We start from the raw sequence: 15,398 nt of genomic DNA on the forward strand, positions 1-15,398 counted from the left end.
GTATTGATAATATTGTGATCTGTTTTAAAATTAGCCTAAAAAAATCGGGTTACAATGATTGAAATACAACAATTCACTTTTGGTCCACTACAAGAAAACACTTTCCTGCTTATTAACGGAAAAAAGGAATGTATAATTATAGACCCAGGGTGTTATTTTCAGGACGAAAGAAAAGAATTATTACAATATATACAAACGCACGGGTTAAATGTTATAAGATTATTGAATACGCACTGCCACTTTGATCATATATTCGGTAATAAGCTCGTATCAGATACGTATAAAGTGCGTCCGGAGTTTCATGAGCTGGAACAGCCGGTACTGGACAATTCCCAGCGGGCGGCGGGGATGTACAACATTCCTTTTGATCCCTCCCCGGAGGCCGGCCGTTACCTTACAGAAGGGGAAAAGATTCTTTTTGGCGCCGATGAGTTAACGGTGTTGTTTACCCCTGGCCATTCTCCGGGAAGTGTAGCCTTTTATTGCCCGGGCCAGCATTTCGTAATTGGGGGCGACGTGCTGTTTTACCAGAGCATTGGCCGTACCGATCTGCCGGGAGGCAATCATGCCACCCTGCTGAAAAGCATCCGGGAGCAAATGTTTGTATTACCGGATGAGGTAAGGGTGTTCCCCGGCCATGGACCAGCCACCACTATAGGCTTTGAAAAGAAACACAATCCTTTCCTGGTGGATTAGCCTACTTTAATAAGCTTCCCGATCACCGGCAAACGGGCAAACTCCTTCTTCTCCATACGGAAAATGAACCAGGCATAAGCCAGAAAGAAAGCCGTGGCCACTGCGAGCGGAAGGGGTTTGAGGGCATAAATGTCTTTCGGCGACAGCACCGTGGCATTGAGCCAGCTGAATATATAGTAAATGCCGGCAGCCAGCCCCATGTAGGTAATTAGTTTAGGGAGATGGTAAGGGATGGGGTAATACTTCTGCCCCCACACATAGCAGATGACCATTTGTACAAAATAACACACCATAGTTGCCAGCGCGGCGCCATAATAGCCCATCACCGGTATCCACCAGTAATTGAGCAGGAAGGCCAGCACGGCGGTGATGATGGTAATCACCGCACCCGTTTTGGTGCGGTCGGTGAGCTTAAACCAGATCGTGAGATTGTAATAAATGCCCAGGAACATGTTGGCCAGCAGCAATACCGGTACAATACGCATCCCCTGGTAGTAGAACGGTACCCGGAGGAACGCCTTCCAGATATTCAGGTAAAGACTTACAAACAGGAACATGAAGCAAAGCATGATCACAAACAGCTTCATGATCCGTGCATACATTTTCCTCGGATCGCCGCTCTCCGCCTGTTTAAAGAAAAAGGGCTCAGCTCCTAACCGGAATGCCTGTATGAACATGGTAATCAGGATGGCCAGTTTATAGTTGGCGCTGTACAGCGCAATGACTTCTTTTTTGGCTTCCATGTTATCGCCTGGCAGGAACTGCGGTAAAAACCAGGCCCTGTCGAACGTTTCATTAACCATGCCCGCCATTCCCACAACGATCAGCGGAAGGGCATAGTGCATCATTTGTTTCCATAAACCGGTATCAAACCTCCATTCTATTTTGCGGATCTGGGGAAGAAACAGCACCAGCGTAATGGCGCTGCCCAGCATGTTGCTCAGGTAAATATACCCCGTCTGGTCGCTGCCGCTTTGGAGGTCTGGCAACCAGTGATGGCCGGCGGCATACAGTTTCGGGCAAATGACCAGGAAGAAAATATTGAAAAAGATGGTAGTAACGATTCCGGCTATACGAATAGCAGCATATCTCATAGGCCGTCCTTCCAGCCGCAGTTGTGCGAAAGGAATGGCTGTGAGCGCATCAAACGCCATCAACAGCACTACATAGGTGTAGTAGGTGGGATGGCCATTCAGTCCTGCCAGCTCGCCGGCGTACGAGTTAATGACCGGCGACCGCAACAACAACAGTAAAATGGTAATGCTGATAGTGGAAAGTAAGAGGGAAATGGTGGAAGTACCCAGTACATGGGCTTTGTTCTCCTTTTTGGCGAAACGGAAAAAGGCCGTTTCCATGCCATAAGTCAGCACAATATTGGCAAACGGTATATAGGCGTATACGTTGGACATCTCCCCGAATGATGCACGGGTTAAGATGGTCAGATAAAAAGGAGTAAGGAAATAATTGAGCAATTTGCTCACTATGTTACTCAATCCGTAAAATACCGTTTGTCCTGCCAGGTTCTTAATACTCAATTCCCAAATATTTTGACGCAAATTACGAATTACGGATTACGAATCGCGGATTTATGAGGATTGGCCGGTGACCTGGCTTACTCAAATCCCCCTCTCCGCTGCTGCTTTTTATCGGAATGCTTCTTTTTCGACTGGATGCGTTTTTCCTTAGCAGCTTTGGAGGGCCGCGTAGGTACGCGCTTTTTGCGTGGTATCAGCGCTTTGTTGATCAGGTCATTCATTTTGGAAATCACTGTTTGTTTGTTCCCCAGCTGGGTGCGCTCCGTCTGCGACTTTACCTGGAGCAGGCCATCTGCGTTGATACGGTTCGACAACTTCTCCGTCAGCACTGTTTTTTGTTCCTGGGTTAACAGGGCAGAAGCCATGATATCGAAGTAGCCTTCCACCATCGTTTCCACCTTATTCACGTTTTGTCCGCCGCTGCCACCGCTGCGGGCCGTGCGGAACGTGATTTCGGGGGTCACATTGATATTCATCTTGATTTAATTTATAATATAAAAAATGCCTTAGGAAGTGCAATTTATTACAAATTACGGCGAATACGTGCTGTTTTTACCCGGGGCAGCGGTTTCCCTGGTTTAACATTTAATGCAGCGGCATCGTTTTATAACGGCATTTATAAAGTAAAAGGGATCAGGAAAACACCGGCGGAATCCCGGGGCACTGCAACCGGGTTGTCGTTTAACTGCAAACTGTATAGCTCTGTGCCACAGCAGCCAACTGATCTTGACAGGAAAGTCAATTTATCCAGGGTAACCTTAGCCGGCCTGCCAACCCGCAGGGTTTGAGGCCCCAGCACATAAAAATATAACAAGGCGGTATTACTGGGTGTATCTATTACTTGTTTAACCTTTATAGTAGTATCCTGCATCAGTATTTTGATACTATCTACGGGGATGCGGGCATAGGGACCATAAACAAGATCGCGACCAGTGCCAGCTTCTACCAGTTTGAATTTACAGGCAGGAGCCATATAGTCGCACACGATGCCCTCGCAGGGATTTTTCTCGGAAGATGTGGTACAGGCTGTAAATAAAAGTACGCTGATAAACAGGTAACAGATACGGGTCATAGAACATTGATTTTGATTCCTGTTAAACGCAAACGGGGTGTAATATGTTACAGATACAAACGATTTGCCTTAATTTTCCGGCGTTAAATAAAAATCCATGAGAGCAGTTATACAACGTGTTAGTTCCGCATCTGTTACAGTAGACGGGGCCGTAACCGGTGAAATCCAAACCGGCCTGCTGGTGCTGCTGGGTATTGAAGATATTGATACGGAAGAAGATATTCAGTGGCTGAGTGCTAAAATAGTGAACCTCCGGATCTTTAACGACGACGAAGGAGTGATGAATGTATCTGTGAAAGATGTTCACGGCGATATTCTGCTCGTCAGCCAGTTCACCCTGCACGCCTCCACCAAAAAGGGAAACCGCCCTTCGTATATCCGTGCCAGTAAGCCGGATGTAGCAATCCCGCTGTACGAAAAAATGATCGTGCAACTGGAACAGGATATGGGCACTACCATTCAGCGCGGTATTTTCGGGGCTGATATGAAAGTGGCGTTGTTAAATGATGGTCCCGTTACCATCATCATAGATTCACACAACCGGGAATAAAGTCAATCCATTATCTTTAATAAATAAAAACTAATTCATGACCATTCAGGAAGCCCAGCAAAAAATCGATAACTGGATCAATACTACCGGTGTGCGCTATTTCAGTGAGCTCACCAACATGGCCATCCTTACAGAAGAAGTAGGGGAAGTGGCCCGTATCATGGCCCGTAAGTATGGGGATCAGTCGTCGAAGGAAAGTGATAATAAAAAGCTGCTGGCAGATGAACTGGCCGATGTGATGTGGGTGTTGCTTTGTATTGCCAATCAAACCGGTATTGATATGACAGTAGCCCTGGAAAAGAATTTTGAAAAGAAGAATATCCGTGATGCGCAACGGCACCATAACAACCCTAAATTAAAGTCTTAATACAGCCTGCATACTTTTTGTTTACTGTTACTAAAATGCTGCTATGAAAAAACCGAGCAAGCTTAAAATCATCTGGCAGGTACTGAAGCAATCCGGTATTGATTTTATAGATGATAAAGTGATGAAGCTCAGTGCCGCCCTGGCCTATTATACGATCTTTTCCGTGGCGCCCATGCTGATCATTATTATCTTTTTATGCGACCTGTTCCTGGGCAGGGATGCCATCGAAGGGAATATTTACGGCCAGATCCGCGGGCTGGTAGGCAATGATGCTGCCATACAGATACAGTCTATGATTAAAAATGCATCCCTCTCCGGTGATATGAGCTGGGCTACTATGGTAGGGTTCATTACCCTGATCATTGGCGCCACCGGGGTATTCGCGGAAATCCAGGACTCCATAAATTTCATCTGGCGACTGAAATCCAAACCTAAAAAGAATGGCTTGTTACGGATGATACTGAACAGGTTGTTATCGTTTTCACTGGTGGTGAGCCTGGGGTTCATTTTGCTGGTATCACTGGCCATCAACGGTTTGGTGGAATTGTTCTCCGCGCTGGTGGTGAACCTGCTTCCGGGTAAGCTTACATCAGGTATCCTCTTTTCCCTGGCCGATTTTGTAGTGCCGTTTGTGGTGATCGCTACATTGTTTGCCATCATTTTTAAAGTGCTGCCCGATGCACGGATCAAGTGGAAAGACGTACGGGTGGGCGCTATTGCCACAGCCATCCTTTTTATGATCGGTAAGTTTGCGATTGGTTATTATCTGGGCGCCAGCAGGGTGGGCTCTACCTACGGCGCTGCCGGCTCCATTGTTATTATATTGTTATGGGTATACTATTCCGCGGCCATCCTGTATTTTGGGGCCGTATTTACCCGCAATTACGTACAATATTTCGGTGCACAGATTTATCCCAATGATTATGCAGTTTGGATCAAACAAATTGAAATTCCACATGAGCCGGAGACCGTCCAGGAAGGCTAATCACCAGTTTATAAATTATTTAATAATCGCATACGTATTTTCAAAATAGCCCTTTATCTTTGCGCCACTATGTCTACAGATCAGAATAAATTCCAGGCGATCATATCGCATTGTAAAGAATATGGTTTTGTTTTTCAGTCCAGCGAAATTTACGATGGACTCAGCGCCGTATACGACTACGGTCAGTACGGTTCAGAATTAAAGAAAAACATTAAGGATTATTGGTGGAAAAGCATGACCCAGTTGCACGAAAACATCGTGGGGATCGATGCTGCCATCTTTATGCATCCTACTACCTGGAAGGCGTCCGGACACGTGGATAATTTCAGCGACCCGATGATCGATAACAAGGATAGCAATAAACGTTACCGCGTGGATCACCTGATTGAAGGTTATGCAGAAACATTACCACAGGAAGCCGGCAATGCCCTTCTGGCGCAGATGGATGAACTGCTGAAAGAAAATGATTTTGCAGGTCTCAAAACACTGATAGAAAGCAACAAAATAAAATGCACAGTAAGCGGTACTTCCAACTGGACCGATGTACGTCAGTTTAACCTGATGTTCTCCACCCAGCTGGGCAGCGTAACAGATGAAGCCAGCGAAATATACCTGCGTCCGGAAACGGCCCAGGGTATCTTCGTAAACTTCCTCAACGTGCAGAAAACCGGCAGAATGAAAGTGCCGTTTGGTATTGCACAAATTGGTAAAGCTTTCAGAAATGAAATTGTAGCCCGCCAGTTTATTTTCCGCATGCGCGAATTTGAGCAGATGGAGATGCAATTCTTTGTACGCCCCGGCACCCAGCAGGAATGGTATGAGAAATGGAAAGAAGAACGTATGCAGTGGCACCTGAGCCTCGGCATCGATCCGGCAAAATATCATTTTAAAGATCACATCAAATTAGCGCACTATGCAGATGCCGCTGTGGACATTGAATACGAGTTCCCATTCGGCTTCAAAGAAGTAGAAGGTATCCACTCCCGCACTGATTTTGACCTGAAACAACACCAGGAATACAGCAAGAAAAAAATTCAGTACTTCGACACAGAAATCAATCAGAACTATGTTCCTTATGTGATAGAAACTTCTATCGGTTTGGATCGTATGTTCCTGCTGACCATCTGTAATGCTTATGCAGAAGAGGATCTGAGCACACCGGAAAAAGAAGATAGCCGCGTGGTTTTGAAGTTTCCGCCTAAATTGGCTCCTATTAAACTGGCAGTATTTCCACTAACTAAAAAAGATGGTTTGCCAGAAGTGGCGAAGCTGCTTATCAATGAATGCAAACAGCATTTTCATTGCTATTATGAAGAGAAAGATAGTATCGGTAAACGCTACCGCCGCCAGGATGCCATTGGTACGCCTTTCTGCGTAACCATTGATCATCAGACAAAAGAAGATGGTACAGTGACCATTCGTCACCGCGACAGCATGGAGCAGGAACGCATCCCGCTGTCTGAAGTGAAAGCACTGGTATTAAATAAAATTCTCTAGTAAAAGATAAGGGCTACAACCGTTATATTTAGTATAAGCACTCTTTATGCCTATACAAACTATATAACTGTTGCAGCCCTTTAACGAAGTGGGGGTTTACAAATATCATTTCCTCCAGGTATGCTTTTCCGCTCCATTCCTGAATTTGGAATGGGATACGCTTTTAGCCATACAATTCCTGGTGAATATCATGCCGGTCGTAACCCATGGCTTGTATCCGTTGCTTAGCCTCGTCGATCATGGCCTTCCAGCCGCAAAGAAAGAAGTTGGCAGGACGCTTGTCCTGCAGCAGCTCTTCATAAACAGCATGCACATAACCTTTTTTGCCGCTCCAGTTTTCTTCACGCGATAAAGTGGGAATGTAGTTGAAATTGGGTAAAGAGGCCGCTAATTGCTCTAACTCAGCTGCATAGAGCAGGTCGTGCTGGTAGCGGACGCCGAAAATAAGGTGAATAGGCGCATGCGGTACGCCATGCAGTTGAATGTAAATGCGCCATAGAACGGAATGGCGCTATGCCGGTACCTGTGCAAATCAGGAATAATTCCTTGTCTAACTGTTCGGGCAGTACGAAAACTCCCTGTGGGCCACGCAGCAACAGTTCGCTTCCTTCCTTTATTTCATTGAACAGGTAAGTACTCCCTAACCCTCCCTCCAGTAAAACGATCACCAGCTCAATTACATTGGTGCCGTCCGGATGGGAAGCAATGGAATAACTACGCCAGCGTTTGTTCTTTTTCTCGTGAATAGGAAGGTCCAGGGTTACAAACTGTCCTGGTTTGAAATCAAACCGTTCCATGTCCGGTACCTGTATCCAGAAACGGCGCGTATTGTGGGTTTCATCCACCAATTTAGTTACGATTCCGGTATGCCATACGTCCAGCATGGAAGTTGAGTTTGGTCTTATTGAATATAGCGAAAATTTGGCATTCTACTAATGGGATCTCTTCTTATTTGTTTTTTTTATTATGAAAAGCGGAAGTATCTTCTCCAAATATCTTCCCTGATCAAATCTCAGAATCGGTAAATCTTCGTACCTTTGCATTCTTCATGAATTTACAGGCTGTATTACAACTATTTCAACGTGATGCGCGTCTGCAGTCGCTGGTGAAGGGGATTCAATCACCCACCCCACAATACTTTCAGCTCTCCTCCATTAGTGGAAGCGCAATAAACTTTGTGGCAGTCAGCACCTGGGCGCATGCAGATGCAAATCATCTCTTCATCTTAAACGATAGAGAGGAGGCAGCCTATTTCCATAACGACCTGGAGCAACTCAGCCAGGCACTGGATATTTTCTATTTCCCCGACTCATTTAAGAAAGCCGGTCAGTTCCATGAAATCAACGGCAGCCATAGTATGCTCCGTACGGAAGCGCTCATGAAATTTTCCGGAGATACCGTGAGGAAAAAGATCCTGGTCACCTATCCGGAAGCACTCTGGGAGAAAGTAGCCGGGAATCAGGCCTTCAGCGCCAATATGGTGCAACTGAAAGTAGGCGATGTACTGAAAGTAGATCCGCTGCTGGAACAACTCATCGGCTGGGGTTTTCACGCCACCGATTTTGTGTATGAACCCGGTCAGTATGCCGTAAGGGGAGGAATTCTGGATATCTATTCCTTTGGTAACGAAAAGCCCTACCGTATTGAATTATTTGGAGAAGATATAGATTCTATCCGCCTGTTTGATCCGGAATCACAGCTTAGTGAACGCAGGCTCACACAGGTAAGCTTAATCGCCAACATGGACACCCATGCGGCAGACCACAGCAAAACACCACTCACAGAATTCCTGCCCGCCAATACCGTAGTATGGATGAAAGATCCTTCCTATGTAAAAGGCGTGATAGAACAAATGGAACAGCGGCTGGATGATTTCCTGCTCACCGGTCAGAAAGTGAAAGTGGATGAAGATGAAGAAATGGTGCTGAAGGAAGAGGATTTTGTGAAAGCCACCCCATTGCTGCAACAGCTGCTGCAAAAGCCAACAATTGTTTTTGGTAATAAGGACTGGCTGACAGACAACGGCTACCAGCCTCAGCTCATCGCCTTCGATACACAGGAACAACCCGTGTTTAACCGGCAGTTTGATCTCCTGATCAAAGATCTCGGTAAACATAACAGTAATAAATATTCCCTCTTTATATTTTCAGACAACCCGCGTCAGCTGGAACGTTTGCGCAGTATATTCGAGGACCTTAAAGCAGATTTTGTATTTTTTCCCATCCCGGTTGCCATCAGCAGCGGGTTCATTGATCATTCGCTGAAACTGGCGTGCTATACCGATCACCAGATCTTTCAGCGCTTCCATAAATACAAGGTAAAACAAGCCTACAACAAGAATAAGGCGATTACCATGAAAACCTTGCGGGAGCTGCAATCGGGCGACTTTGTAACGCATATTGATCATGGCGTGGGCATGTACAGCGGTCTCCAGAAAATTGAAGTAGGCGGTAAAATGCAGGAAGCCATCCGCATCATTTACAAAAACAACGACCTGTTGTATGTAAATATCAACTCCCTGCATAAAATCAGTAAATATACCGGCAAAGAAGGCGTGGAACCTAAAGTAAATAAACTGGGCAGCGATGCCTGGGATAAGCTGAAGGAAAAAGCCAAAACGCAGGTAAAAGATATTGCCAAAGACCTGATCAAGCTGTACGCGGTACGTAAAGCCCAGCAAGGCTTTGCGCATACGCCGGATACCTATCTGCAAACAGAACTGGAAGCCTCTTTCATCTATGAAGATACGCCGGATCAGAGCAAGGCTACCGCCGATGTGAAACGCGACATGGAATCGCCGGCGCCGATGGACCGGCTCGTGTGCGGAGATGTAGGCTTCGGTAAAACAGAAGTCGCCATCCGCGCAGCGTTTAAATCTATTGTAGATGGTAAACAGGCTGCCGTACTGGTGCCTACCACCATCCTTGCATTCCAGCACTATAAAACATTTGCCGACCGCCTGAAAGACTTTCCCTGCACCGTTGACTATCTCAACAGGTTCAAATCTTCCAAAGAAAAAAAGGAAACGCTTAAGCGCCTTGAAGAAGGAAAGATCGATATCATTATCGGCACGCATGCTTTACTGGGCAAAGAAGTGAAGTTTAAAGACCTCGGCGTGCTGGTAGTAGATGAAGAACAAAAATTCGGTGTTTCTGCCAAAGAGAAACTGAAACAGATCAAGCATAACGTAGATACCCTTACACTAACGGCAACGCCTATACCGCGTACGCTCCAGTTTTCACTGATGGGCGCCCGTGACCTGTCTGTTATCAATACGCCGCCGCCAAACCGCCAGGCCATTGAAACAGAAGTGCAGGTGTTTAACCAGGACCTGATACGCGAAGCCATTTATTATGAAGCCGAAAGAGGCGGACAGGTGTACTTTATCCACAACAGGGTAAAGGGTCTGAAGGAAATGGCCGGCCTGATCCAGGGACTTTGCCCGGATCTGTCTATTGCTACGGCACACGGACAACTGGAAGGACATCAGCTGGAAGAAGTGATCCTCGATTTCATTGACCGCAAGTACGATGTGCTGGTGTGTACCAATATCGTGGAAAGTGGGGTGGATATTCCAAACGCCAATACCATCATCATTAATAACGCCCATCATTTCGGATTGAGTGACCTGCATCAGCTGCGTGGTCGCGTGGGCCGCAGTAATAAAAAAGCTTTCTGTTACCTGCTGGCGCCGCCTATGAGCACGCTGCCTTCAGATAGCCGGAAACGCCTGCAAACACTGGAACAGCACAGTGAGCTGGGCAGCGGTTTCCAGATCGCTATGCGCGATCTCGATATCCGTGGCGCTGGTAACCTGCTGGGTGGTGAGCAGAGCGGCTTTATGGCCGAAATTGGCTTTGATATGTACCAGAAAATCCTGGATGAAGCCATCCGCGAACTGAAACAAAATGAATTCCGCGACCTGTTTAAAGATCAGCTGGAAGAGAAGAAAGATTTCGTGAGCGACTGTACCATTGATACAGACCTGGAAATACTGATCCCTGATACTTATATTGAAAGCATCCAGGAAAGACTAAACCTTTACCAGGAATTGGATAATATCACAGAAGAAGGCAAACTACAGGCTTTTGCCAATGATATGATAGACCGCTTCGGCCCTATGCCGGAACCGGTGAAAGACTTGCTGACAGCTATCCGCTGCCGTTGGATGGCCATACAGCTCGGCTTCGAAAAAATGATGCTGAAAGAAGAAAACCTGCGTTGCTACTTTATCAATAACCCGGATTCCCCTTACTTCGAATCCCCCACGTTCAATCATATATTAACGTATATACAAACCCGCACCAACAACGCCAAGCTAAAACAGGTTGGTAAAAACTTTATGTTAGTGGCTTCCCGTATCCGTCATATGAACGACCTGTACGACTTCCTGAAAGCCATGACCGATAGCCGGAAATAATTCTTCCCCCTGTAACATAATTCCTTTGTAATCGTTTCATAACTAATATGAAATGTATAATTCTATTTCTGTAACTATTGCATTAACAAAATTTTATAAATCGCCCTTTGTGGAAACACTTTTAAACCCCGCATCATGAGGGTGTAAATAACAACAACAAACACTAATTTTTTTAACAATAGAAAACATCGACACATGAAAAAGGTAATGTTATTAGCAGCAGGATTATTTTTTGCACTGAGCACTTTTGCACAGCAAACAGATAAGCAACCGCCGGTAAAAAAGATTGAAGTAAACGGATCCGCAGAAATGGAAATCACACCGGATGAAATTTATTTCAACATCTCTTTAAGAGAATATCTCAAAGGAAAAAACAAAGTAGACATCAGCACTCTGGAAAAACAACTGCAGAAAGCCGTATCTGACGCAGGAATTCCGAAAGCCGATTTTACCATTGAGAATGTATATGGTAACAACTTTGAAATTTTAAGGAAGAAGAAAGATCCGCTGGAATTTATGGCGCGTAAACAATACCGTCTTAAATTAAGCAAGCTGGATAAAATCAACGAAATCCTCGCCGCAGTAGATGCTGAAGGTATCGAGAATGCCAGGATAGCTTCTTATTCTTCCAGCAAAATGGAAGCTTACCGTAAAGAAGTAAAAATAAAAGCTTTACAGGCCGCGAAAGAAAAAGCGGAGTATATGCTTTCCGCTATTGGTAACAAAACAGATGGTGTGATCGAAATCCAGGAAATGAATACAGATAACTATTCTGATGTTCGTCCCGTAATGGCTAACTACATGGCTAAATCTGCAGATAGTGCCGAAGCAGCGAGTGATATTGATTTCAAAACTATTAAGATCCGTGCAGAAGTAAGAGCAGTATTTGCTATCAAATAATTACACTGGAGATGTAATACAAAAAAGAGGTTGTTCCGTATGGAACAACCTCTTTTACATTTTATTAAGACAAGCTGAATTAGAAGCTATATCTCAGGCCCAGCTGCATCTGATGACGGGATGCAAAGAAATCTTTTGAATAAGGAGTGCCTGGTTTGCTGAAAGTATAAGTAGGATAATTGTTAACTACTTTACCAGTAGGATTCAAACCAACGCTCGCCATAGAGTTAAAGGTGTTGGGCGTGAAGTATTGAATACCCCAGTCTTTGTTCAGCAGGTTAGTAACGTTCACGATGTCGTAAGTCAACGTGATGGTGTGTACCTTTTTACCGGCTTTAAAGTTGTAGTCCTGCGCGAAGCGGAAGTCGGCCTGGGTGTTCCATGGTGTGCGGCCGCCGTTACGTTCAGTAAACTGACCTTTACGGCCATTCAGGTAGCTGTTGCTGTTAACATAGCTCATGAAATCATTCGCCTGTTGAGCAGCTGTTGGTCCGCCTGCTTTATCTGTAAAGAAGTTAGTCGCTTCAGCCACATCTTTCGGGATGTAGGTCAGGCTCACCTGCTGTGGTGTACCGTTGATGGTAGCATTCACTAAACCATAAGAGAACGGTGTTCCGGAAGAAGTATTGAAGAAGGCAGAGAAGTTAGATACCCATTTGCCTTTAGTGCCCCAATCCTGTTTGTAAGCAACAGTAGCTACGATACGGTTACGGATGTCGAAGTTAGAGTAAGCAAGGCCGGGATTGTTAGGATTCAGCGCCTGGTTCAGCTGCCAGTTCGATTCCATGGAGTTGCGGATACCATTGGTGATATCTTTTGCCTGGCCGTAAGTGTAAGCCACCATGAAGTTCAGGCCAAAAGGGAACGATTTGGATACCTGACCGGTAATGCTGTAACGGTAACCTTTATCGGTGTTGGATAACAGGTAAGCGTTAGTATATAAAGGATTGATTTTAGAACCGGTGTAGATAGGCTGTTGCTTGTTTACATCGTATGCAAAGTAAGTTGGATTATCCGCCAGGTTCACCTGCTGGAACATCAGATCCTTGATTACCTTGGTATAGATACCTTCAATGGAGAACTTCCACTGGTCGTGGGTCGTGTAATCCAATGCGAGGCTGCTTCTCCATACCTGCGGCATTTTGAAGTTGTTGTCGATCATATCCACCTGGGTGGCGCCGGCAGCATTTTTAACGTCTACGCCATTCTGAGATGCGAAGTCTGCGATACCATTCTGTGATGGTTTTGCTGCAGGCAGCGGCGTGTTGACAAATGGTTTGGTGCTGCTTCTCTGATCGTAGGCACCGTAAGTAACGCCATTGTTATAATATGCATAACCGATCCATGCGAAAGGAATACGGCCGGTAAATAAGCCGGAACCACCACGCAGTACCAGGCTGTTATCGCCTTTAATATCATAGTTGAAACCTAAGCGCGGAGAGATCTGCACATTATTCAGGAAGTCGTTTTTGATATCCTTTGGTTTCGTATAGCTGTAAGTGTTACCGTAGTTAGGATCTTCCGGTGATTTAATCGTTTTATCACTCAAAGGCTGTTTGTTGGGAATGCCCGTGTAATCCAAACGGATACCTGGCGTAATCCTGAAACGATCAGACAACTGGATCTCATCCTGTCCGTAAACGCTCAGCAGGTTTGCCTTGAATTGAGCAGGAGGATTAGCCATGATGTAATCACGGGAGTTGTTGGTGTAGTTGTAGTTACCACGTACACGTGCAGGATTGTTAGCCAGGAAGTCTTCAATACTGTTGTAGTCCAAACGGCCATTCCAGGAGTTTACAAAACCATAGGTGATGTTGTAAAACTCATTGTGTGTACCCAGGGTAATCGTGTGATTTCCTTTGAACAGGGTAACGTTATCTGTTATTTCAAAAGTTTTTTGCTTCATGTTAAAGATACTGGCTTCACGGTCGGTACCCAGAAAGATGGTAGAACCTGGTGTTCTTCCTTTGATCTGGATCTGTGGTGTAGCCGGATCTGACAATGGCTCCCTGTAATCGTGTACATTGGAATAACCGAGGATCAGGCTGTTGGAGAAACCGCTGTTAAAGTTACTTTTCAGTTCAGCCACAGTAGAAGTCTGGTTATTTACCTGTTTGAAGTCAATGCCCTTGAAACGGAAGTTTTGCTGATCGCGTTCCAGGTTGGTGGCTTCAGAAGTGATGGTGTTGTTACGAACAGACAACTGGTGCTTTCCATTGATATGCCAGTCGATCCTGTTGAAGAATTTATTGGAGTTGGAATAGATGCTGGTGTTACCTGAGGTACCCGGATCTACGCCGTATGTTTTCATCAGTGCGGTGATGTCAGCAGCGTCTTTTTCTGTTAAGATGCCACCACCATCAGCGGAGCCTGCGCCGAGGATCACGGGATCTACGCGGCGGGTAATTTCTTCATTGGTGAAGAAGAACAATTTGTTTTTGATGATAGGGAAGCCGAGACGAACACCGGTTTGGTACTCATGAAAATCGCTCGGTAATTTAGAACCGTCGCCAGCGTTGTTTTTACCAACCAGTGAAGCATTGCGGCCAAATCCATAGATGGAACCGTGTACTTCGTTGGTACCGCTGCGCGTTACTGCGTTTACGCTACCACCAAGGAAGTTACCAACTTTCACATCAAAGGGAGCCAGCAAAACCTGTATATCCTGGATCGCATCTACAGATACCGGATTGGTACGGGTGCTGCTGCCTGGCTGACCGCTGGTGTTGCTTTGTCCGCCCAGTGAAGGGCTAAAGCCAATGGCGTCGTTGTTGATGGCGCCATCTACAGTCACGTTGTTGTAACGGTAGTTGGTACCCAGGAAGGAGTTGTTGTTGCTCTGTGGTGTTACTTTGGTAAGATCCTGCAGGCTGCGGCTCAGTGTGGGGAGCGCTTTAATTTGCTCCTGTCCTACCCTGGTACCGGATTTACCTGCACCCGCATTACCTGTTACCACTACTTCACTCAGTGCGGTTGATTCTTCCTGTAATTTAAAATTGAAACTGGTGGTTCCCAGTCCGAGGTTAACATCTGATTTTACTTCTTTCTTATATCCAATGAATGAAACAGTGATAGTGTAAGGACCGCCTGGATTCAGGTTAGGCAGATTATAGCGGCCATCAGTGTTTGTTTGTACGCCTGATTTGGCGCCGGTGCTGTTATTTACTATTACTACTGTAACGCCGGGAATGGCCTGTCCACCCGGATCGGATACTTTACCCGATATAACGGAAGTGGTCACCTGTGCGTTCGCGCTGTAACATAGAATTACAATGAAGCTAGCTAATAGCGTAAAGAATGATTTCATAAACTGTTTTGTAAGTATTTACAGGTGCAAAGGAAACAGTCTGATGCAACCAGAATGTTAACAGATTAT

Annotated in this window: 12 protein-coding genes and 1 pseudogene; 7 read left to right on the plus strand and 6 right to left on the minus strand. The window is 45.6% G+C overall.

The window, feature by feature from the left end:
- Positions 1 to 54: 54 nt before the first annotated feature.
- Positions 55 to 696, plus strand: a complete 642-nt coding sequence (locus QFZ51_RS05135; RefSeq protein ID WP_429043839.1) for an MBL fold metallo-hydrolase — start codon at positions 55 to 57, stop codon at positions 694 to 696.
- Here QFZ51_RS05135 and QFZ51_RS05140 read toward each other — a convergent pair.
- The 3 genes and pseudogenes from QFZ51_RS05140 to QFZ51_RS05150 form a co-directional block, all read right to left on the minus strand.
- Positions 693 to 2,231 (minus strand): polysaccharide biosynthesis C-terminal domain-containing protein, encoded by a 1,539-nt coding sequence (locus QFZ51_RS05140; RefSeq protein WP_429043842.1) that lies wholly within the window; start codon positions 2,229 to 2,231, stop codon positions 693 to 695. The two genes, QFZ51_RS05135 and QFZ51_RS05140, sit on opposite strands and share 4 nt — an antisense overlap.
- A 77-nt stretch (positions 2,232 to 2,308) precedes the next feature.
- A pseudogene (gene arfB / locus QFZ51_RS05145) lies at positions 2,309 to 2,692 on the minus strand (alternative ribosome rescue aminoacyl-tRNA hydrolase ArfB); the annotation flags it as partial.
- A gap of 155 nt (positions 2,693 to 2,847) precedes the next feature.
- Complete coding sequence (locus QFZ51_RS05150) at positions 2,848 to 3,303, minus strand: hypothetical protein (protein ID WP_429043844.1); 456 nt, start codon at positions 3,301 to 3,303, stop codon at positions 2,848 to 2,850.
- Between the two features lie 97 nt (positions 3,304 to 3,400).
- Between QFZ51_RS05150 and dtd the strand changes: the two genes are divergently transcribed.
- The 4 genes from dtd (at position 3,401) to QFZ51_RS05170 (ending at position 6,702) form a co-directional block, all read left to right on the plus strand.
- Positions 3,401 to 3,853: a D-aminoacyl-tRNA deacylase gene (dtd, locus tag QFZ51_RS05155; RefSeq protein WP_079469840.1), complete on the plus strand. Its 453-nt coding sequence runs from the start codon at positions 3,401 to 3,403 to the stop codon at positions 3,851 to 3,853.
- 37 nt (positions 3,854 to 3,890) lie between these two features.
- Positions 3,891 to 4,220 carry a nucleotide pyrophosphohydrolase gene (locus QFZ51_RS05160; RefSeq protein WP_079469839.1) on the plus strand — a complete coding sequence of 110 codons (330 nt, stop codon included), beginning with the start codon at positions 3,891 to 3,893 and terminating at the stop codon, positions 4,218 to 4,220.
- A 43-nt stretch (positions 4,221 to 4,263) separates the two neighbouring features.
- Complete coding sequence (locus QFZ51_RS05165) at positions 4,264 to 5,205, plus strand: YihY/virulence factor BrkB family protein (RefSeq protein WP_429043847.1); 942 nt, start codon at positions 4,264 to 4,266, stop codon at positions 5,203 to 5,205.
- Positions 5,206 to 5,274: 69 nt separating this feature from the next.
- Entirely contained in the window at positions 5,275 to 6,702 is a 1,428-nt protein-coding gene (locus QFZ51_RS05170) for a glycine--tRNA ligase (protein WP_429043850.1), read from the plus strand.
- 163 nt (positions 6,703 to 6,865) lie between these two features.
- On the opposite strand, the gene QFZ51_RS05175 is transcribed toward QFZ51_RS05170, so the two are convergent.
- Both QFZ51_RS05175 and QFZ51_RS05180 read right to left on the minus strand, forming a co-directional pair.
- On the minus strand, positions 6,866 to 7,192 hold the full coding sequence (locus QFZ51_RS05175; RefSeq protein ID WP_429051563.1) for a ferredoxin--NADP reductase: 327 nt from the start codon (positions 7,190 to 7,192) through the stop codon (positions 6,866 to 6,868).
- The gene (locus QFZ51_RS05180; RefSeq protein ID WP_429043851.1) at positions 7,104 to 7,586 is read right to left on the minus strand and encodes a ferredoxin--NADP reductase; all 483 of its coding nucleotides are present in this window, start codon (positions 7,584 to 7,586) and stop codon (positions 7,104 to 7,106) included. The genes QFZ51_RS05175 and QFZ51_RS05180 overlap by 89 nt, the downstream gene beginning before the upstream one ends.
- A 164-nt stretch (positions 7,587 to 7,750) precedes the next feature.
- Between QFZ51_RS05180 and mfd the strand changes: the two genes are divergently transcribed.
- Positions 7,751 to 11,122: a transcription-repair coupling factor gene (gene mfd, locus QFZ51_RS05185; protein WP_429043853.1), complete on the plus strand. Its 3,372-nt coding sequence runs from the start codon at positions 7,751 to 7,753 to the stop codon at positions 11,120 to 11,122.
- 195 nt (positions 11,123 to 11,317) lie between these two features.
- Entirely contained in the window at positions 11,318 to 12,022 is a 705-nt protein-coding gene (locus QFZ51_RS05190) for an SIMPL domain-containing protein (protein ID WP_370909228.1), read from the plus strand.
- Between the two features lie 79 nt (positions 12,023 to 12,101).
- On the opposite strand, the gene QFZ51_RS05195 is transcribed toward QFZ51_RS05190, so the two are convergent.
- Positions 12,102 to 15,329, minus strand: a complete 3,228-nt coding sequence (locus QFZ51_RS05195) for a TonB-dependent receptor (RefSeq protein ID WP_429043856.1) — start codon at positions 15,327 to 15,329, stop codon at positions 12,102 to 12,104.
- Positions 15,330 to 15,398 lie beyond the last annotated feature (69 nt).

Source organism: Chitinophaga sp. W3I9, from assembly GCF_050434025.1.
Taxonomy (GTDB): domain Bacteria; phylum Bacteroidota; class Bacteroidia; order Chitinophagales; family Chitinophagaceae; genus Chitinophaga.